Raw genomic sequence first — 19,742 nt, 5'->3', positions numbered from 1 at the left:
CCCGTAGCAATTGCGGTGCCAGGGCAGACGCGCGGCAAGCGCCGTCACACGATGACTTGCGCCTGCGCGCTGCGGTCGTTCGCGAGCAGCGCCGAGAGCTTGCGCAGCGCGGCCTGCAATTGTTCGCGCCCGCCCGTCGCGCCGAGAGAAATGCGGATCGCGTTCGCGGTTTCCGGGCCTTGCTGAAACGCCGTGGAGGGCGCCACGGCGAGGCCCTCGGTGCTCGCGGCCGCCGCCAGTTCGCGCGCCTGCCAGTAGCGCGGCAACGCGTACCAGAGGTGAATGCCCGCGCCCGCCGACGATCCCAGCGTATGCGCCGCGATGCGCTGGCGCTCGCGCGCTTCGGCCTTCACGTCCGCGAAGATCTGCTCGGCCACGCCTTCCTCGATCCAGTGTGTGGCGAGCGCGTTGGTGAGCGGCGCGGCCATCAGCGAGAACGTGCGCAGCGCGGTCACGAGGCGGGTGTGCGCGTCTTCGTCGGGCAGCGCGAGATAAGCCGTGCGCAGGCCGGGCGAGAGCGTCTTGGAAAGCGTCGCGAGATAGCAGACCTGAGCGGGCGCGAGCCGGGCAAATGGCGCTGGCGCATCGGGCGCGAAACGCCAGTAAGGATCGTCTTCGACGATCAACGCGCCGCAGCGCTGCGCCACCCGCAGGATTTCCAGACGGCGTGGCTCCGGCATGGTCGCCGTCGTCGGGTTCTGCAACGTGGGGTTCACGTAGATGAAACGCGCCGCGTGCTTGCGGCAAGCCGCTTCGAGCGCGTCGGGGCGCATGCCGTGGTCATCCACGGCAACGGGGGCGATGCGGCGGCCCAGTTGTGCCGCCGCGTGCGGCAGGCCCGGATAGAGCAGCGGCTCGGCGAGGATGACCTCGCCCGGCTGCGTGAAGGCGAGGATCAGCGCGGCCAGCGCCGCCTGCGCGCCGGGACAGACCACCACGCGATCGGGCGCCACGTGGCCGAGCACGGGCTGCAGCCACTTCGCGCCCGCCTGCCAGTCGGCGCGGCCGCCGCCGCCCATGTGGTAAGTCATGAGCAGATCGGCGTCGCTGCGCACCAGCACGCGCGCCATGCCTTCGCGCAACAGCGCGTTCATGTCGAGGTCGGCGGGCGCAGGCGGGATGTTCATGCTGAGATCCACGCGTTGGAGCAGCTCGGCGCGCGGCGCGGCGATGAAGGTGCCCAGCGGCCCGCGCGCCTCGATCAGGCCGCGCCGCCGGGCTTCGTTGAAGCCGCGCGTGACGGTGGTCAGATCGACCGCAAGCAGGGTGGCGAGACTGCGCTGCGCGGGCACGCGCTCGCCGGGGCGCAGCGTGCCATGCGCCACCGCGGCTTCGATGAAATCGGCCAGCCGCAGGTAGCGCGGGCCGTTGCCGGACTGCATCGCCGTGGCCCATGCATTGATATCTCCGGCGCTTTCAGCAGGTTGGTCGTGTGTCATTCTGTCGCGGATGTATGCGTCATGTCTTACTCTAGCATGCGTGCATGAAGCGCGTAAATCCATACATATAGGCTATGTATGGCTTCTGCGGCGGCCCTCCAAGGCCGCTCGTGCGGCAGCAGAGTGAGCACGTATGGATGGGTTTGCGCGAACGTCAACCTTGGAACCAGACATGCGCAATCCAGACCCTCGCTCGGGGCGGGCCGCTACCGCCGGCCCGCCTTCTTCATCCCGTCCACTCTTCGTTACCCGCTTTCTGCGGCGCGCCGCTCTCAGCGCGGCGGGCATCCCGCTCGTGCTGCTCAGCGGCTGCAACATGGCGCTGCTCGCCCCGAAGGGCGACATCGGCGTGCAGGAAAAGAACCTGATCCTGATCGCGCTCGGGTTGATGCTGCTCGTCGTGATCCCAGTGATCGTGCTCACGCTGTGGTTCGCGTGGCGCTACCGCGCCTCCAACCCGAACGCGACTTACGCGCCGCGCTGGTCGCATTCCACGGTCATCGAAGTAGTGGTGTGGACGATTCCCTGCGTGATCGTGCTCACGCTCGCCGTGCTGATCTGGCGCACGACGCATTCACTCGACCCGTATCGCCCGATCGAATCGCAGACGAAACCCGTGCGCGTGGACGTGGTTGCGCTCAACTGGAAGTGGCTCTTCATCTATCCGGATTACGGCGTGGCCTCTGTGAACCAGCTGGCGATTCCCGTGGATACGCCCGTCGAGTTCAACCTCACCGCCGAGTCGCTGATGAATTCGTTCTTCATCCCGCAGCTGGGCAGTCAGGTGTATGCGATGCCGGCCATGCAGACGAAGCTGCATCTCATCGCGAACGAGCCCGGCATCTACGCGGGCCGGTCGGCGGCATTCAGCGGCCCGGGCTTCTCCGACATGCATTTCGAAACGCTGGCCAAGAGCCGCGCCGACTTCGACGCCTGGATCGCGCAGGCGAAGGCATCGCCCACGATGCTGAGCCGGGCGGCCTACGAACAGCTCGCGTTGCCCGGCGAAAAGACCCCAGTGACGCTCTATTCGAACGTCGCGCCGGGCCTGTTCGACGGCGTGGTCGGCAAATACATGCGGGACGTGCACGGCAACCCGATTTGCGGCACGGTCCCCGCGGTCCCGGGCACAGCCCCCAGCGCAGTCCCTGGCACAGGCGCCCCGGCGCTCACGCTCAACCGTAGCGCCATCCTGGCAGCGGAGTAATCACACCATGTTCGGAAAACTCACGCTCGACGCCGTTCCCTGGCACGAGCCGATCATCATGGGCACGGGCGCCGTCGTGGCGCTCGGCGGCCTCGCCTTGCTCGCCGCGATCACGATCGCGGGCAAGTGGGGCTATTTGTGGCGTGAGTGGATCACGTCGGTCGATCACAAGCGCATCGGTGTCATGTACATCATTCTCGCGGTCGTCATGCTGCTGCGCGGTTTCGCCGATGCGATCATGATGCGCGCGCAACAGGCGCTCGCGTATGGCGACGCCGCGGGCTATCTGCCGCCGCATCACTACGACCAGATCTTCACGGCGCACGGCGTCATCATGATCTTCTTCGTGGCGACGCCGCTCATTCTCGGCTTGATGAACGTGGTCGTGCCCCTGCAGGTCGGCGCGCGCGACGTGGCCTATCCGTTCGTCAACTCGCTCTCCTTCTGGCTTTCGGTCGTGGGCGCGGTGCTCGTGATGGTCTCCATGTTCGTGGGCGATTTCGCGGCCACGGGCTGGGTGGCGTATCCGCCGCTATCGGAGCTTGGCTATAGTCCGACAGTCGGTATGGACTACTACATATGGTCGCTGCAGCTATCGGGTCTCGGCACCACGCTCTCGGGCATCAACTTCATCGTCACGATCCTGCGCATGCGCGCGCCGGGCATGAAGATGATGCAGATGCCGGTGTTCGTGTGGACGGCGTTCATCACCAACATCCTGATCGTCGCGGTGTTCCCGGTGCTCACCGCCACGCTCGCGCTGCTCACGATGGACCGCTACTTCGACATGCACTTCTTCACGAACGAGCTGGGCGGCAACGCGATGATGTACATCAACCTGATCTGGGTCTGGGGTCACCCGGAGGTCTACATCCTCATCCTGCCTGCGTTCGGTGCGTACTCGGAAATCATCGCGACGTTCTCGGGCAAGCCGCTGTTCGGCTACAAGTCGATGGTCTACGCCACGTCGTCGATCGGCATCCTCTCGTTCTTCGTGTGGCTGCACCACTTCTTCACGATGGGCTCGGGCGCGAACGTCAATGCGTTCTTCGGCATCATGACCACGGTCATTTCGATCCCGACCGGCGTGAAGCTCTTCAACTGGCTCTTCACGATGTATCGCGGGCGCATCCGCTATCACAGCGCCACGCTCTGGACCATCGGCTTCATGGTGACGTTCGCCGTGGGCGGCATGACCGGCGTGCTGCTGGCCGTGCCGGGCGCGGACTTCGTGCTGCACAACTCGCTCTTTCTCGTTGCGCACTTCCATAACGTGATCATCGGCGGGGTGGTATTCGGCTGTCTGGCGGGCGTGAGCTTCTGGTTCCCCAAGGTGTTCGGCTTCACGCTCAACGAGTTCTGGGGCAAGGTGTCGTTCTGGTGCTGGCTGATTGGCTACTGGCTCGCGTTCACGCCGCTCTACATCCTCGGCTTCGAAGGCATGACGCGCCGCATGAATCATTATGAGGTGGCCGAGTGGCATCCGTGGCTCGTGGTGGCGCTCGTGGGCGCGGTGTTCGTGGGCCTCGGCATTCTCTCGTTCATCGTGCAGATCGTGGTGAGCCTGCGCGATCGCGAGGCCAACCGCGACGTGACCGGCGACCCGTGGGATGGCCGCAGCCTCGAGTGGTCGACCGCTTCGCCTGCGCCGTTCTACAACTTCGCCGTGCTGCCGGAGATCACTTCGACGGAGCAGCACTGGGACAACAAGGAAGCGGGCCGCGCCTACGTGCAGCCGGCGAAGTACGAGGATATCCATATGCCGCGCAACACCGGCGCGGGCTTCATCATCGCCGCGTTCAGCCTGCTGTTCGGCTTTGCGATCGTGTGGCACATGTGGCTGTTCGCGGCGGCGGGACTCATCGGCATGATCGCCACGTTCATCGCGCGCACCTACAACCAGGACGTGGATTACTGGGTCCCCGCCGCCGAGGTCGAGCGCATCGAGAACGCGCGCTTCAGGCAACTCGGCATCCAGCGTTTCGATCAATCCGAGCACATCGAGGAGATGGCATAAACCATGGCTCACGCTGCTACTACTCACGCCCATGGTCATGCCCATGGTCATGATCACGACGACAGCACCAGAACCACGCTGGGCTTCTGGATCTACCTGATGAGCGACTGCCTCATCTTCGCGACGCTCTTCGCCACGTTCGGCGTGCTCGCGAATGCGACGGCAGGCGGTCCGGGCGCGAAGGAACTATTCGAACTGCCTTACGTGCTCGGTGAAACGCTGCTGCTGCTTGCGAGCAGCGTCACCTTCGGCATGGCCATGCTGAATCTCTACGCGCAGCGGCGCGGACAGGTGATCGTCTGGCTCGCCGTCACATTCCTGTTCGGGGCGGGCTTCGTCGCGATGGAGGTGAACGAGTTCGCCAAGCTCATCGCCGATGGGGCGGGGCCCGGGACGAGCGCCTACCTTTCGGCGTACTTCACACTGGTCGGCACGCACGGGCTGCACGTCACGGCGGGTCTGTTGTGGATCGCGATCATGATGCACCAGACCTTCAAGTTCGGTCTGACCGGCACGGTCCGCCGCCGCCTCGCCTGCCTGAGCCTCTTTTGGCACTTTCTCGATCTCGTGTGGATCTGTGTATTTACGTTTGTTTACCTGCGAGGTTTCCTGTGAGCCAGTCCCATGCCACCCACCACGCCGTGCATGACGCGTCGCACGGCAGTTTCAAGGGCTACATGATCGGCACGGTGCTCTCGCTCGTGCTGACGCTCGCGTCGTTCGGCGTGGTGATGTTTCGAGTCGTTTCGCCGGCCTTCGGGCTTGCGGCCATCGTCGTGCTCTGCATCGCGCAGCTCATCGTGCAACTCGTGTATTTCCTGCATATCGGCGCATCGCGCAGCCAGCGCGCCAACACGGGCATCTTCATCTGCACGGCGTTCCTGATCGCGGTGATCGTCGGGCTTTCGCTGTGGGTCATGCACAACGCAAACGTCAACATGATGCCCACGCAGATCTCGATCGACCGCGCCATGGAGCACGACTGACGTGTGACGTTGCGTCCCCGAATACGGGCGCCGGAACCGCGGGCACGGTGCATGCGCTATGTGAAGCGTCGCGACACACCGTCGCTTTTACGTGGAGTGTGACCATGAACAAGGACCAGGTGAAGGGCACGGCTGAAAAGATGAAGGGCAAGGTCAATGAGGCCGTAGGCCGCGCAACCGACAACCCGGCGCGCGAAGTGAAGGGGGACCTCCAGCAGGGTGCTGGCCAGGCACGCAAGAACGTTGGTGACATGAAGGAGGCCGCAAAGGACGTGGAGAAGGACACGAAGCGCCATCACTGATAAACGATCGCTAACCCACCGCGCCGCCGCCTCGAAAGGGGCGGCGGCGTCATGCTGTCCGCGCGTGGCGCGTTCTGCGCTCAGGCCGGCGAGATCCACAATCAAGGAATCAGCCCTTTCGGAGGGTCGATGGCGACTGCCTGGGTACGATTGCCCGCGCCGAGCTTGGCGTTGATCTTGCGAAGATGCGACTTCACCGTCAGTTCGGAGACGAACAGCTTCTCCGCGATCACGCGGTTGCGGTGGCCGGCCGAAAGCATCCTTAGCACGTCCAGTTCGCGCGCCATGAGCGCGTCGGCGGGAGAGTCCGCGGCGTAGGGCGAAAGATCGGCGGCACCCGTTGAGTCCGCCATGCGCGCGCGGGCGGGCGCCACGCCGTCCAGCAACTGCGCGACGAACGCGGGCACCACGCCAAGCGAGCCGATTTGCGTGGGACCGCGCTCGGCCCATGCGTCAAGCAGGCGCATCAATGCTTCGCCTTCATCGAGGAACGCGCGCACGAAGCCTTCGTGGCTCGCCATGCGCAGCGCGCGGTCACGCCCGGCTGGCGTGTGCTGCGCTCGCACTTGGGCAGCGCCACGGTGCTGACCGTCTTGTTCCAGTCGTTCGCGGGCTATGCAGTCGTCGCCTGCGGCATCACGTGGATGCCCGTGTATTTCCGCCTCGGACTGGGCTTGCCGCCCGCACGCGCAGGCTGGCTGTTCGGTCTCCAGGTGCTTTTGCAGGTGCCGGTCGGGTTCGCGCTGGCCACGCTCTCGCACGCGCTGCTCAGGCGCAACGTTTCGACGCGCATCGCGCGAGGCGGGCTTTCTGTCGCTGCAGCCCACAAAGGAGGGCTGCGGGGCGCGCTGACATCCGCGTACCCGATTCGACCGAAAGATTATCTCGGCCGGGTTCCTGGTAATTCGCAGTGCAATCCATTCCGCCAACGAGCGGATACCGACAATAGAAGAGGAGACATGCATGCGTTTGAAGCTGATTAGCCAGGGTGTGATGGGCGCGACGTTCGCAATGGCCGCGAGCGCCGCTTGCGCCCAGACGAGCGTGACGCTCTACGGCGTGGCCGACACGTTCTTCCAGTACCTGAACAACGGCGGCTGCAGGCGAACTATTCGTATGCGAGGCCGAAAACGCCACCGTCGCATTCACTCGCTGCTGCGCTCGGCACCGCGCATGCGTATAACGTCACGGAGGTTGGCGCGACGATTCAGGCCACCTCGTTCGACGCGATCCAGATCGCCGGTATTCAGCGCAACATTCACGGCGTTAGCGACGAGACGCTGGGTGTGGAGCTTGGCTACGATCACCGGATATCTAAGCGCACGAGCCTTTACGCGCGTGCGGGTTATCTGAAGAACCACGGCCAGGCGATGATGAGCTGGCCCGGCATTTCCGTCACGACCCCGCATTCTTCGCAAACGCTTGCCGTGCCTGGCATCTCGCATCTTTTCCGAAACACATTACTACGGACTGCAAATAGATAGCGGCGCGGCATGACAGCCTCGTCGCTTTCGATCTGCCTTCATTTTGCCATGTGCAACAGGAGGATAGCGGCACGGCGAAAAGCCCTCAGAACAGGTATGCTGCAGGCATCCCGTGTGTTCCGCGCGGGGCACGAACGTGGAGCTCCCGATGTCTGCCAATCCTGCCAGTGTGTCCTCCGGACTGCGCGAAGTCTGGTTGATCCGTCATGGTGAAACGGAATGGAGCCTCTCCGGGCAGCACACCGGCCGCACCGATATCGCGCTCACCGGTCACGGACGCGAGCAGGCGCGCTCGCTGGCGCCGTCGCTCGCCGCACAGCACTTCGACGCGGTGCTTTGCAGCCCGATGGCGCGGGCCATCGAGACCTGCCAGCTCGCGGGCCTCGGCGACCAGATGACGATTTCGGCCGACTTGCACGAGTGGGACTATGGGATTTACGAAGGCCTCAAGACAGCGGATATCCGCAAGACCGAACCCGACTGGAGCGTGTGGCATTCGCCCATCGCGCATGGCGAGGATCTCGCGCGGGTTCAGGCGCGGGCAGCGTCGGTAATCGAGGGCCTGCTGGCCATGCGGGGCCGCGTGGCACTCTTTTCACACGCGCATTTCCTGCGTGCGTTGGGGGGCTGGTGGGCTTCCGGTTCGGCGGCGCTCGGCGAGCATCTGTATCTCGACACGGCTTCGGTGAGCATTCTCGGCTTCGACCACGAAAGCCGCGCCATCCGCCGCTGGAATGCGCTCGGCGAGCGCAGGGCGTTGATGTAAAGAATTCCTGACGCGCGCGCTCGCTCAGCGCAAGGAGCACGACAGCCAGTGCGCGATGCGCACGCCATCCAGACGAGAACCCTCGGGCGTGGCGCTCCCTAGCATTGTGACGATCACGGGCCGCCGGCCGTGCACCATCATGCGCATCACCATATTGTGGCCGGACTCGTTGATGAAGCCGGTTTTCTGCACGCTCGCGCGGACCTGCCCGTAGCGCACCAGACGATTGCTGTTCACATACTGCAACTGCCCCTGGCCAGTGGCCATGCGTTCCTCATGATCGATCGAATAGCGGCGAATGAGCGGGTAGCCATCGGCTGCGCGCACGAGGCTCGCCAGTTCGCGCGCGGTTGAAACGTTCTGCGGCGAGAGTCCCGTCGCGTTGACGAAATGCGTGTGCTTCATGCCGAGGCGCTGCGCTTTCGCGTTCATTGCCGCGATAAACGCAGGCTGGCCGCCTGGATAATCGCGGCTGAGCGCCGAAGCCGCACGGTTTTCCGATGACATCAGCGCAACGTGCAGCATGTTCGCGCGCGTGAGCGACGCGCCCACGCCGAGGCGCGAATGCGTGAATTTGAGCGTGTCGAGATCGGCGGCCGTGACTGAGAGCCGCTGTTGCAGGGGCGCATGCGCACTATCGAGCCAGACGATGGCCGTCATGAGCTTCGACACCGATGCGATGGGCGCCACCGTGTCGGCATGGCGCGCGTAGAGCGGCGTGTGGGTGTTTTCGTCCACAACGTAGACGGCATGCGAAAAGAGCTGCTTGCGCGACGCCGGCGTAAAGCCGCAGCGGGCGAGCAGGCGAGGAGCGTGCGCGTTTTTGGCGCTCGCGTGCACGGCGTGTTGCGGCGCGGGTGGCGGCCCATGTCTGGGCTTCGCGCGTTTGGTGCGGCGCTTCGGCCCGGAGAGTTTGGTGGAGGGCGCATCGGCGGGCATCGAACGATGCGCGGGCTTCGTCTTGTGCGCGACTCTCTTCTTCTTCTTCGTGGCCGTTGCGTGGTGGGGTCTTTCGGCCACGCTGCGATGAGCGGCGGCATGGGCGCTGGCTGGAACCGCGCCTGCCGCGAGGGCCGCGACAATCAGGGCGAGCAGGCTGGGCAGCAATCGAAGTCGGGAAGCGAAAGGCATCGACGGATGGGCTTGAACGTTGGGTCTGCGCTGTGCGCGTCGAGATTTTGGCGGCATTGTTCGAGCGGGATCGACCGATGAAGTTCCATTCCGGTTCCATAATCGTCATTCAGTGGGATCATCGTCGTATTGAACGGGCGGCGAGCGGGTCCGTATACTCCGTCATGCCAAGGGGGAACAGGGATGCTCAATCAACTCTCCGACACCTTCCTGCTCGTCTTCGCGGGACTCTTTCCCGTGATCAATCCGCCCGCGGCGGGGTTCATCGTACTGAGCATGCTGCCGCATGCGACGGCCGGCGAACGCGCATTTCTCGCGCGGATCATTGCCATCAACAGCCTGTTCATTCTGCTCGGGGCGCTGCTCATGGGCGCCTATGTGCTCTCGTTCTTCGGCATATCGATACCCGTGTTGCGGGTTGCGGGCGGGCTGGTCATCGCGTTCGCCGGCTGGAACCTGCTTCACAAATCGCGCGAAGGCGCGGAGGCGGCGCAATCGCAGGCGCCGCCGGATTCGGCGCGCCAGGCGACGCTGCGCGCCATGGCGTTTTATCCGCTCACGCTGCCGGTCACTGTCGGACCGGGGTCGATTGCGGTCGCGATTGCGCTTGGTACGGGTCGGCCGCGCGGTCACGTGCAACTCGTCAATGTCGTCGGCGTGCTGCTCGCGCTGGTCGTTCTTTGCGGCTGCATCTATCTGTGTGTGCGCTTCGCGGGGCATGTCGGCAAGCGGCTCGGACCGGTCGGGACCGAAGTGCTCATGCGCTTGCTCGCGTTTGTGCTGCTGTGCATCGGCCTGCAGATCTTGTGGCTCGGGATCGAGGATCTGCTCGAATCGGTGCCGCTTTCGGTGAGCGTCAAATAGCGCAGCGCGCCCACACTTCTCGCCGTGTTGCGCCGCATGAAAGGGAAAACCACGAGCCCATAACATCAGACGTCTGATGTAGATTGGAGCCCAATGTCGCCAACCCACGCAATCTTGCGGAAGCCATGCGCCTGAGCGTCGATCAGTCGATGTGCGAGCGAATCCAGGATTCGCTGCTGGAAATGATCCGCGAGCGCTCGCTCAAGCCGGGCGATCAAATCCCACCGGAGCCCGAACTTTGCGAGCTGTTGGGCGTGGGCCGCTCGAGCCTGCGGGAGGCGGTCGCGCAGATGATTTCCCACGGTCTGCTCACGCGCGTGCACGGCAAGGGGACCTTCGTCAGACAAATCACGCTCAAGCTGCAAGGCGGTCTGGATGATCTGATGTCTGTGACGGACATGATACGCAGTGTTGGTGCAGTGCCTTCCACGAGCCGTCTGCAGGTGCGGACGATCGCGGCTTCCGGCAGCCTCGCGCAAAAGCTCGGCATCGCCGAAGGCGAACCCTGCGTGCGCTTCGAGCGCGTGCGGCGCGCCGACGATGCAATCGCCGCTTACTGCATCGACATCGTGCCCAAGGCGCTGCTCGAAGGGCAGGAGCTGGGCGAGTCGCTGTTCGGCACGCTGGAGCGCGCGGGCGTTCGGCTCTCCCACACCCATAGTTCGATCCAGCCGACCGTTCTCACCCCGCGGGATTTGCCGGAATTGCAGGAGAACATCGGCATGTTCCTGCTGATCGACGAAGTGGATTTCGACGAGACCGGCCGCGCGGTCTGCTACAGCAACGACTACTACAACGCCAGCATTTTCAAGTTCGATCTCGTGCGCAAGCGACGTTAGGCGGGCCAGTGGCCCATTTCCGGACAGGAAGAACGTATGCACTTCGAAGCTTTCACCTCTGCCGAATTGACCGAGTATCTGCTGGGCATTCCGGCCGTCTGTGCAAGGCTTGGCGACGACAGGGAATTGCAGGTCGTCGAAGTGGGCGACGGCAACCTGAACTACGTCTACTTCGTGAGCAGCACGCGTGACCCGCGCTTGAGCGTCGTCGTGAAGCAGGCGCCGCCGTACCTGCGGCTGGTTGGCGAAGCTTGGCCGTTGCCGCGCGAGCGCATGGAGCGCGAAGTGGCGGCGTTGCGTCGCTTCGGCGCGTTGTGCCCCGAGCACGTGCCGAGCGTCTTTCACGCGGATAGCGAGAAGTTCCTGATGGTGATGCAGCGGCTCGATTCGCATCGCGTGCTGCGCGGGGGGCTGATAGACGGCATCGTATATCCGCGGCTCGCCGATCACATTTCCACGTTTCTGGCCCGCACGCTCTTTCACGGGTCCGATCTCTATCTCGCGCCGGATGCCAAGAAAGCGGCCGTCGGCGGCGACATCAACACGGAATTGTGCAAGATTACCGAGGAACTCGTCTTCACGTTTCCGTTCGAAGATCATCCCTCGAATGTCTACAGCCCCGCGCTGCCTGTTGCTGCGATCGAACGGCTGCGCACGCACGAGCCGCTGAGGCTCGCGGCAGGCGAGATGAAGTGGGCCTTTATGAACCATGCGGAAACGCTCGTGCACGGCGACCTGCATACCGGCTCGATCATGGCGAACGAGCATGAGACCTATGTGATCGATCCCGAGTTCGCGTTCTATGGGCCGATGGGCTTCGACACGGGCGCGTTCATTGCGAACCTGCTGCTCGCGTATTACGCGCGCGACTGGCACGACCGCGAGGCGGGACGCGACCCGGCCGCCTACCAGGGCTGGCTGCTCGAACAGGTCGAGGCTGTGTGGAACGCCTTCGCGAAGAAGTTCGCGCAGATCTGGCGGCTGCACGAGCGCGAGACCGGCCACGCGTACATTGGCGGGCCGGCGGGCACGCGTGCGGCGGAGGCCTTCCGCGACGATTTCATCAAACGCCTCTTCGCCGACACGCTCGGCTTTGCGGGCTGCAAGATGATCCGCCGCATCGTCGGCATGGCGAAGGTGGCGGAAATTACGAGTATCGAGGACGATACGGTGCGCGCGCGCGTGGAAGTGCGCTGCCTGAAGCTCGCCGAAGCGCTGCTGGTCGGGCGGCGCGAGCTGGCATCGATCGAGGCGGTTACCGCGCTGGCCGCTCAGGTGCTCATCGAACCGGCGTAATCGAACACAGGCTGCCGTATGAGCGGCAGAGCCCGGACAACCGGCATCGACGGAGAACGTATGACGTTGCAGGCGCAACAATCGAGTCTTCCGCCCACCATCGAGTGGCGCGACGGCACCCTTTATCTGCTCGACCAGACGCGTTTGCCGCGCGAATGTGTGGTCGAAGCCGTGGGCAGTGTCGAGGCGGTCTGGCGCGCGATACACGAGCTGCGCGTTCGCGGCGCGCCTGCGATCGGTGTGGCGGCCGCCTATGGCCTGTGTGTGGCGATGCGGCACGAGCCAACCGATCCGCGCGATACGTTCCTCGCGCGTCTCGAAGCGCACGCCGCGTTTCTGGACAGCGCGCGGCCCACTGCTGTGAATTTGCGTTGGGCGCTGGAGCGGATGCTCTCGCGCGCACGCGCCGAGTCCAGTGCGACGGGCGCCGCGCTTTATGAAGCGCTCGTTGCCGAGGCTAAGCGCATTCATCAAGAAGATATCGAATTGTGCGCGCGGATCGGCGAAGCCGGACGTGCGCTCATCGCACCCGGCAGCGGCGTGCTCACGCACTGCAATGCCGGTGCACTGGCCACGGCGGGTATCGGCACGGCGACTGCGCCCCTCTATTGCGCGCACCGCGACGGCGTCGCGTTTCGCGTCTACGCAGACGAGACGCGGCCGCTCCTGCAAGGCGCGCGGCTCACCGCTTACGAATTGCAGCAAGCGGGGCTCGACGTCACGCTGATCACCGACAGTATGGCGCCGACCCTGATGGCCCAGGGGCTCATCGATCTCGTGATCGTCGGCACCGATCGCGTGGCCGCGAACGGCGACGTCGCGAACAAGATCGGCACGCTCGGCGTGGCGATCGCGGCGAAGCATTTCGGCATTCCGTTTTATGTGGCGTGTCCTTCGTCCACGCTGGATCTGCGTACCCCCAGCGGCGCGGACATCGTGATCGAGGAGCGCGGAGCGGCGGAAGTGACGCATCTCGCGGGACAGCGCACCGCGCCTGAAGGCATTCAGGTGCGCAACCCCGCGTTCGACGTCACGCCCCATACACTCGTGACCGGCATCGTGACGGAGCGCGGCATCGTGCGCGCGCCGTTCGAGGAGAGCCTTGCCGCACTCTTCGCTAACGGAGCCGCGGCGTGAGCGGCGCGAGCGAAGGGCGTCGTGCGGGCGAAACGGCGGAACGTGCGCGCGATGTGCGGGCGGAAACCGAAATGCGCCAGCAGATCGTCGATACCGCGCGCGAGATGGAGCGTCTCGGCATCAATCAGGGCACCTCGGGCAACGTGAGCGCGCGCTGGCATGACGGACTTCTGGTTACCCCGAGCGGCGTGCCGAGCGCCGCGCTCACGCGCGAGCGCATCGTCTGGATGCCGCTCGACGTGTGCGACGACGATCCGCTCTTCGAAGCGCAACGCCCCTCGTCGGAGTGGCGTTTTCATCGCGACATCCTGCGCGCGCGCGCCGACGTGAACGCCGTGATCCATACGCATTCACAAGCCGCGACGGCGCTCGCAATTCACAGTCGCGGCATACCCGCGCATCACTACATGGTGGCCGCGGCGGGCGGCAATTCGATTCGCTGCGCGCCGTACGCGACGTTCGGCAGCCAGGCGCTCTCCGATCACGCGCTCGAAGCGCTGCACGAGCGGCTCGCGTGCCTGCTCGCGCATCACGGCGTCATCGCGCTCGGGCGCGATCTCGCGCGGGCGTTGTGGCTGGCGAACGAAGTGGAGGTGCTCGCAAAGCAATATTTGCTGGCCTGCCAGCTCGGCGAGCCGCCGCTGCTTTCCGACGCGCAAATGGAGGAAGTCATCGAGAAGTTCAAGGGCTACGGCCCGCGCAGGTAATACGCGCTCGCGCGCGTCCAGGCAGTCGTTGCATTGCAAAACACACGCGGTACAAACGATTACGCAGTCGGTTGGCGGTTCGCAGGTCAGTCAAAAACCAGCAGATCAAAGACAGGAGACGGTGATGGCGTGGAGTTCAGCAGGGTTCGACAGTTGGGTGGCGCGCAGCGCGCGCATGGGAGCTACGGCCGGCGTGACGATGTTCGCCGCCGCGGCAATGCTGGCAGGCTGCTCGAAGAGCGAGTCGCCTTCGACCAGCGCGGCTGCGTCCGACGCCGCCGCGGCGAGTGCACCGGCGCAGGCCGTGGCGGCGGCGCCGGCAGTCACGAAGATCAAGGTAGGCTTTTCGATCGCCACGCTCAATAACGCGTTCTTCGTCGGCTTGAAGAATGGTGTGGAGCGCGGCGCGGATAAGCAGGGCTTCGATCTCGTGCAAACGAACGCGAACGGCGACGCGCAGCAGCAGGTCAACGACACGCTCAATCTGCTGAGCCAGGGCGTGCAGGCGATCGTGCTCAACCCGATCGATTCGAAGGCGATCATCCCGGCGGTCGAGAAGGCCAATTCGATGAACGTCCCGGTGTTCATGCTCGACCGCGGCTCGGACGGCGGCAAGGTGACCTCGTTCGTTGCTTCGGATAACGTAGCGCTCGGCGCCACCGGCGCAAAGTGGATCGCCGACCAGTTGAGCAAGCGTTATGGCTCGCCCAAGGGCAACGTGGTCGATCTGATCGGCCTCATCGGCACGACGGCGGCGACCGATCGCGAGAAGGGCTTCTCGGAAGAAATCGCGAAGTATCCCGACATCAAGGTCGTCGCGCGTCAGGAGGGCGGCTTCGATCAGGAGAAGTCGCTCAACGCGATGACGAGCATTCTGCAGAAGTATCCGCAGATCGACGCGGTATTCGGCGCGAACGACGACAACACGGTGGGCGCGGAAAAAGCCATTGACAATGCGGGCCGCTACAAGCCGCTCGGCGACCCCGGCCACATCATGGTGATCGGCGCGGACGGCACGGCGCAGGCGCTGTCTGCGATCCGTGCGGGCAAGCAGGACGCGACGATCTCGCAGAACCCGATCGGCATGTCCGCCAAGGCGATGACGTTCATTACCGACTACGAGGCGAAGAAGGACGTGCCCTCGAATTACGCGTGGCCGACCTATCTGATCGACAAGTCGAATATCGATTCGGACGGCGTGAAGCAATACGGTCTGTGGGCGCTCGAAGTCAAGCAGTAACGGGCGGTCTTAAGCGCCGGCCGCGCGTGACGCGTGCGCCGGCGCCAGGGATGAACGGATGAAACGCGAATCAGGTTCGGCAATGGACGTATCGCAGCAGGCGAACAACAGCGCGGGCGGCAGCACAGACGCGCCGCCGCTGTTGCGCATGAACGGCATCGTGAAGAGCTTTCCCGGCGTGAAGGCGCTGCGAGGCGTGAGCCTCGAGTTGCATGCGGGGCACGTGATGGCGATCGTCGGCGAGAATGGCGCGGGCAAGTCGTCGCTCATCAAGACGCTCTCCGGGGCTTACGAGCCGGACGAAGGTACGATCGAGATCGACGGCGTACGACTCGCGCGCGGCACCCAGGCCGCAATCGACGCGGGCGTGGCCGTGATCTATCAGGAGCTTTCGCTCGTCAACGACATGACGGTGGCCGAAAACCTCTTTCTGGGCCGCATGCCGCGGCGCTATGGCCTCGTCGATCATCGCAGCGCCAACGCCATGGCGCGCGAGGCGCTGTCCCAGGTCGGACTGGAAGGCGTGCCACCCGCCATGCGCCTCGGTGATCTGCCGCTCAACAAGCGCCAACTCGTGGAGGTCGCCAAGGCGCTCGCGCGCGACGCCCGCATACTCGTGATGGACGAGCCCACGGCCGCGCTCCAGCATCACGACATCGAGCATCTCTACGCCGTCGTGCGGCGACTGCGGGCGGCGGGCATGGGCATCATCTTCATTTCGCACCATCTCGAAGAGGTGTTCGAACTGGCCGATTCGGCCGTGGTGATGCGCGACGGCGCGACGGTCGGCGCGCGGCCCATGCCGGAGTGGAACGAACCGGCGCTCGTTCAGGCAATGGTCGCGCGCAATCTCGACTCGTTCTATCCGTGGGAGGCGCGGCCCTATGGCGACGTCGTGCTGGAAGCGCACAACGTGGCGAGCGAGCCCGTGCTGCGCGACGCGAGTTTCAGCATTCGCGCGGGCGAGATCGTGGGCATCGGTGGCATTGCGGGCGCGGGGCGCACCGAGCTTTTGAAGACGCTTTGCGGCGCGCTCCCGCTTACCCGTGGCGAACTGCGGCTGCGCGGGCGCAGGCTCGCGCTGCGCTCGCCCGCGCAAGGCATGCGCGCGGGCATTGTCTACACCGCCGAGGACCGCAAGCTCGAAGGGCTCGTGCTCGACGCGAGCATCGAAGAAAACGTCGCGCTTTCGAGCCTGCGGGCGCTGGTGCGCGGCGGCTTCGTGAGCGCGGCGAGAAAGCGCCGCCTCGCGCGCGAGGCGGTCGAGCGCTTCGCGGTGCGCGCGCCTTCGGTCACGTCGCTCACCGGCAACCTTTCGGGCGGCAATCAGCAGAAGGTGATTCTCGGGCGCGCGAGCGCGACCTCGCCGGCTGTGATCCTGCTCGACGAGCCCACGCGCGGCATCGACGTCGGCGCGAAGACCGAGATCTATGCACATATCGTCGCGATGGCGCGCGCGGGCGCGGCCGTCGTGCTCGTGAGCTCCGAACTGCCCGAACTGCTCGGCATGTCGGACCGCGTGCTCGTGATGTATCGCGGCAGCATCGTCGGCGAAGTCGCGCGTGAGCACGCGAGCTCGGAGAGGATCATTCAATGGGCTACCACCGGAGTTGCAGCATGACGTCCACCACGGTTCGACCGCGTGAAGAAACACCAACCCTGCAACAGCGCGTGCTGCGCCAGCTGCGCAGCGGCCTGGGGCCGCTCATTGCGGCGCTCGTGCTGATCTGTATCGCGCTCTCGCTGGCGTCGCCCGAATTTCTCACCACGAGCACGCTGACCAACATCATGGTGCAGGTGTCCGTGGTCGGCATCGCGGCCGTGGGCGGCACGTTTGTGATCATCACCTCGGGCATCGACCTTTCCGTGGGCTCGCTCGTCGCGCTGAGCGGCATGGTGGCCGCGACTGTCATGGCCGGCGCGAGCCCGGACGCGGTCGGGCTCGGCGTAGCAGGGCTCGTGATCGCGCTCGTCACCGGCGCGGCGGTGGGCGCGCTCAACGGCTTTGGCATTGCGTGGCTGCGGCTCGTGCCGTTCATCGTCACACTCGCGATGATGGCAATGGGGCGCGGCCTTACGCTTGCGATTTCGGATGGGCGCACGAAATTCGACTTTCCCACCGTGTTTACCGCGTTCGGTGCGAAGACGTTTGCGGGCCTGCCCGCGCCGATGCTCGTGATGCTGGCCGTATTCGTCATTGGCCACGTGTTGCTGCGCAAGACCGAATTCGGCCACCAGGTGTTCGCCGTGGGGGGCAACAAGGAAGCGGCGCGGCTCGCGGGCATTCCGGTAAGCCGCGTGATCTTTCTTACCTACATGTTAGCGGGCGTGACCGCTGCCATTGCGGGCATCGTCCTCGCGGGGCGGCTCAATTCGGCGTTACCGTCGGCGGCCAACGGGCTCGAGCTGCAGGTGATCGCAGGCGTCGTGATCGGCGGCACCTCGCTCGCGGGCGGGCGCGGCTCGATCGTCGGCACGTTCATTGGCGTCGTGCTGATCGGCGTGATCAATGTCGGGCTCTCGCTGCTCGGCGTCAATCCGTTCTGGACGCAGTTCATCCAGGGCGGCGTGATTCTCGCGGCCGTCTTGCTCGACGCGCTGAGCCAACGGCGCAAGCTTTGAACGGAGAAGTCAACGTGAGCGGTGGTGCGAACGCCACCCATTACTGGAGACGCGACACGTGAAAAAGATCATTAATCATCCTGATCAATTTGTCGACGAGATGATCGACGCCTTGCTGCTCGCCCATCCGGGCTGGCTCAAGCCGGTCACGGCCGACCGCCGTGCGCTCGTGCGTGCCGACGCGCCGAACGCGGGCAAGGTCGGCATCGTGACGGGCGGCGGCTCTGGGCACCTGCCGGGCTTTCTCGGCTACGTGGGCAAGGGGCTCGCGAGCGGCGTGGCAGTGGGCAACGTGTTTTCGTCGCCATCGTCGGAGCAGATCTACGAGGCCACCAAGGCGGTGCACGGCGGCGCGGGCGTGCTCTACCTGTACGGCAACTACGGCGGCGACGTCCTCAACTTCGATCTCGCCGCGGACCTGGCCGACGCGGACGGCATCGAGACGCGCACCGTGCTCGTTGCCGACGATGTCGCTTCCGCGCCGCCCGAGCGGGCTTCTGATCGCCGCGGCGTAGCGGGCATGGTGTTCGGCTTCAAGTGCGCGGGCGCGGCGGCCGAACGCGGCGACACGCTCGACGAAGTCGCGCGCATTGCCGCGAAGGCGAACGGCGCGACGCGCACGATGGGCGTGGGCCTTTCGCCGACGATCCTGCCGGCGGCAGGCAAGCCCACCTTCACGCTGCCCGATGGCGAAATGGAGATCGGCATCGGCATTCATGGCGAGCCGGGCACGCACCGCGGCAAACTGGAGAGCGCGAATGCCATCGCCGAACGGCTTGCGGGCGCGATAATCGGCGACTTGCAGGCCAAGGCGGGGGCGAGCGTGGCGCTGCTCGTCAACGGGCTCGGCGCGACGCCGCTCGAAGAACTGTATCTGCTGTACCGGCGCGCCGCGCAGGCCGTTGCCGCCGCCGGGCTGCGCGTGGCGCGTGCTTATGTAGGCGAGTACGTGACGAGCCTCGAAATGGCGGGCGCCTCGATCTCCGTGATGCAACTCGACGAGGAACTCGACACGCTGCTCGATGCGCCGGTGCGCTCGCCGTTCTGGCGCGAAGGCTGGCGCGTGGACGAGGGAGGTGCGCGATGAGTCTTTCGGTCAGCGAAGTCCGGGCGCGGCTCATCGATGCGTTGAACGCGATGCCCGCCAGCGCGGAGGAACTGCGCGAACTCGACGCCGCGCTCGGCGACGGCGACCTGGGCGTCACCGTGAAGGCGGGCTCGCACGCGGCTGCCGATGCCATTGCGAAGCTGCCGCCCGACGCTGCGCTGGGCGACGTGCTGATCGCCACGGGCAAGGCGTTTTCGACGGCGAACCCTTCGACGTTCGGCGCGCTCGTGGGCGGCGGGCTGCTCGCTGCGGCGAAGACCGTGACGGGCAGCCATGCAGCGGGCCGGGCCGAAGCGCTCGCGATGGGTCGCGCGGTGGCCGCGCGCATAGCCGAGCGGGGCAAGTCGCAGCTCGGCGACAAGACGGTGCTCGATGCACTCGTGCCGAGTCTCGATACGCTCGAAGCGTTCGAATTGGGCGCCGACGAGCGCACGCTCCTCGACGCGATGATCGACACGGCGGAGCGACAGGTGCTCGCCACGGCCGCGTTGCAGTCGAAGAAGGGACGCGCGGCGTGGGTGCAGGAACGCAGTATCGGTCACGCCGATCCCGGCGCAACGGCCTGGCTCAGGTTTCTTCAAGCCTGGCGAGGGTGAG

Annotated in this window: 21 protein-coding genes; 18 read left to right on the top strand and 3 right to left on the bottom strand. The window is 65.3% G+C overall.

From position 1 onward, the window contains the following. Positions 1 to 44 precede the first annotated feature (44 nt). Positions 45 to 1,439 (bottom strand): aminotransferase-like domain-containing protein, encoded by a 1,395-nt coding sequence (locus BFD71_RS03515; protein ID WP_069261922.1) that lies wholly within the window; start codon positions 1,437 to 1,439, stop codon positions 45 to 47. 172 nt (positions 1,440 to 1,611) lie between these two features. Between BFD71_RS03515 and cyoA the strand changes: the two genes are divergently transcribed. From cyoA to BFD71_RS03490, 5 genes are all read left to right on the top strand, one after another. Then, positions 1,612 to 2,646: a ubiquinol oxidase subunit II gene (gene cyoA, locus BFD71_RS03510; RefSeq protein WP_083245032.1), complete on the top strand. Its 1,035-nt coding sequence runs from the start codon at positions 1,612 to 1,614 to the stop codon at positions 2,644 to 2,646. Between the two features lie 7 nt (positions 2,647 to 2,653). Continuing rightward, positions 2,654 to 4,663 (top strand): cytochrome o ubiquinol oxidase subunit I, encoded by a 2,010-nt coding sequence (gene cyoB / locus BFD71_RS03505; RefSeq protein ID WP_069261921.1) that lies wholly within the window; start codon positions 2,654 to 2,656, stop codon positions 4,661 to 4,663. Between the two features lie 3 nt (positions 4,664 to 4,666). Beyond that, positions 4,667 to 5,278, top strand: coding sequence for a cytochrome o ubiquinol oxidase subunit III (cyoC, locus tag BFD71_RS03500; protein WP_069261920.1), 612 nt, complete (start codon positions 4,667 to 4,669; stop codon positions 5,276 to 5,278). Further along, complete coding sequence (gene cyoD / locus BFD71_RS03495) at positions 5,275 to 5,649, top strand: cytochrome o ubiquinol oxidase subunit IV (RefSeq protein ID WP_069261919.1); 375 nt, start codon at positions 5,275 to 5,277, stop codon at positions 5,647 to 5,649. Before cyoC ends, cyoD begins: the two co-directional genes overlap by 4 nt. A 104-nt stretch (positions 5,650 to 5,753) precedes the next feature. Next, entirely contained in the window at positions 5,754 to 5,951 is a 198-nt protein-coding gene (locus BFD71_RS03490) for a CsbD family protein (RefSeq protein ID WP_069261918.1), read from the top strand. A 101-nt stretch (positions 5,952 to 6,052) separates the two neighbouring features. Here BFD71_RS03490 and BFD71_RS40275 read toward each other — a convergent pair whose 3' ends face one another. Next, entirely contained in the window at positions 6,053 to 6,472 is a 420-nt protein-coding gene (locus BFD71_RS40275; protein ID WP_141710558.1) for a helix-turn-helix domain-containing protein, read from the bottom strand. Positions 6,473 to 6,502: 30 nt separating this feature from the next. Here BFD71_RS40275 and BFD71_RS40270 point away from each other — a divergent pair, with 30 nt between their 5' ends. From BFD71_RS40270 to BFD71_RS03475, 3 genes are all read left to right on the top strand, one after another. Then, on the top strand, positions 6,503 to 6,934 hold the full coding sequence (locus BFD71_RS40270) for a hypothetical protein (protein WP_141710557.1): 432 nt from the start codon (positions 6,503 to 6,505) through the stop codon (positions 6,932 to 6,934). 45 nt (positions 6,935 to 6,979) lie between these two features. After that, entirely contained in the window at positions 6,980 to 7,435 is a 456-nt protein-coding gene (locus tag BFD71_RS40265; RefSeq protein ID WP_141710556.1) for a hypothetical protein, read from the top strand. A gap of 148 nt (positions 7,436 to 7,583) precedes the next feature. After that, entirely contained in the window at positions 7,584 to 8,201 is a 618-nt protein-coding gene (locus BFD71_RS03475) for a histidine phosphatase family protein (RefSeq protein ID WP_069261915.1), read from the top strand. A 24-nt stretch (positions 8,202 to 8,225) separates the two neighbouring features. Here the strand turns inward: BFD71_RS03475 and BFD71_RS03470 are convergent, their stop codons facing one another. Continuing rightward, positions 8,226 to 9,308: a serine hydrolase gene (locus BFD71_RS03470; protein ID WP_441829742.1), complete on the bottom strand. Its 1,083-nt coding sequence runs from the start codon at positions 9,306 to 9,308 to the stop codon at positions 8,226 to 8,228. Positions 9,309 to 9,515: 207 nt separating this feature from the next. Between BFD71_RS03470 and BFD71_RS03465 the strand changes: the two genes are divergently transcribed. The 10 genes from BFD71_RS03465 (at position 9,516) to BFD71_RS03420 (ending at position 19,741) form a co-directional block, all read left to right on the top strand. After that, the gene (locus BFD71_RS03465; RefSeq protein ID WP_069261913.1) at positions 9,516 to 10,196 is read left to right on the top strand and encodes a MarC family protein; all 681 of its coding nucleotides are present in this window, start codon (positions 9,516 to 9,518) and stop codon (positions 10,194 to 10,196) included. Positions 10,197 to 10,279: 83 nt separating this feature from the next. Then, a complete protein-coding gene (locus BFD71_RS03460) occupies positions 10,280 to 11,035 on the top strand; it encodes a GntR family transcriptional regulator (RefSeq protein ID WP_256094478.1) in 756 nt (251 codons plus the stop codon). Positions 11,036 to 11,071: 36 nt separating this feature from the next. Continuing rightward, complete coding sequence (gene mtnK, locus BFD71_RS03455; RefSeq protein ID WP_069261912.1) at positions 11,072 to 12,331, top strand: S-methyl-5-thioribose kinase; 1,260 nt, start codon at positions 11,072 to 11,074, stop codon at positions 12,329 to 12,331. Between the two features lie 60 nt (positions 12,332 to 12,391). Beyond that, a complete protein-coding gene (gene mtnA, locus BFD71_RS03450; RefSeq protein WP_069261911.1) occupies positions 12,392 to 13,468 on the top strand; it encodes an S-methyl-5-thioribose-1-phosphate isomerase in 1,077 nt (358 codons plus the stop codon). Positions 13,469 to 13,539: 71 nt separating this feature from the next. Then, positions 13,540 to 14,175, top strand: a complete 636-nt coding sequence (locus BFD71_RS03445; protein ID WP_069262384.1) for a class II aldolase/adducin family protein — start codon at positions 13,540 to 13,542, stop codon at positions 14,173 to 14,175. 124 nt (positions 14,176 to 14,299) lie between these two features. Next, positions 14,300 to 15,415: a sugar ABC transporter substrate-binding protein gene (locus BFD71_RS03440; RefSeq protein ID WP_069261910.1), complete on the top strand. Its 1,116-nt coding sequence runs from the start codon at positions 14,300 to 14,302 to the stop codon at positions 15,413 to 15,415. Between the two features lie 82 nt (positions 15,416 to 15,497). Continuing rightward, positions 15,498 to 17,036, top strand: a complete 1,539-nt coding sequence (locus tag BFD71_RS03435; RefSeq protein ID WP_141710584.1) for a sugar ABC transporter ATP-binding protein — start codon at positions 15,498 to 15,500, stop codon at positions 17,034 to 17,036. Next, a complete protein-coding gene (locus BFD71_RS03430) occupies positions 17,033 to 18,037 on the top strand; it encodes an ABC transporter permease (protein ID WP_069261908.1) in 1,005 nt (334 codons plus the stop codon). The genes BFD71_RS03435 and BFD71_RS03430 overlap by 4 nt, the downstream gene beginning before the upstream one ends. Positions 18,038 to 18,095: 58 nt before the next feature. Next, a complete protein-coding gene (locus BFD71_RS03425; RefSeq protein WP_083245029.1) occupies positions 18,096 to 19,124 on the top strand; it encodes a dihydroxyacetone kinase subunit DhaK in 1,029 nt (342 codons plus the stop codon). Next, positions 19,121 to 19,741: a DAK2 domain-containing protein gene (locus tag BFD71_RS03420; protein ID WP_069261907.1), complete on the top strand. Its 621-nt coding sequence runs from the start codon at positions 19,121 to 19,123 to the stop codon at positions 19,739 to 19,741. The genes BFD71_RS03425 and BFD71_RS03420 overlap by 4 nt, the downstream gene beginning before the upstream one ends. Position 19,742: the final 1 nt, after the last annotated feature.

This window comes from Paraburkholderia nodosa (assembly GCF_001718195.1).
Taxonomy (GTDB): Bacteria; Pseudomonadota; Gammaproteobacteria; order Burkholderiales; family Burkholderiaceae; genus Paraburkholderia; species Paraburkholderia nodosa_A.
This window is presented reverse-complemented; position numbering and strand designations above follow the sequence as displayed.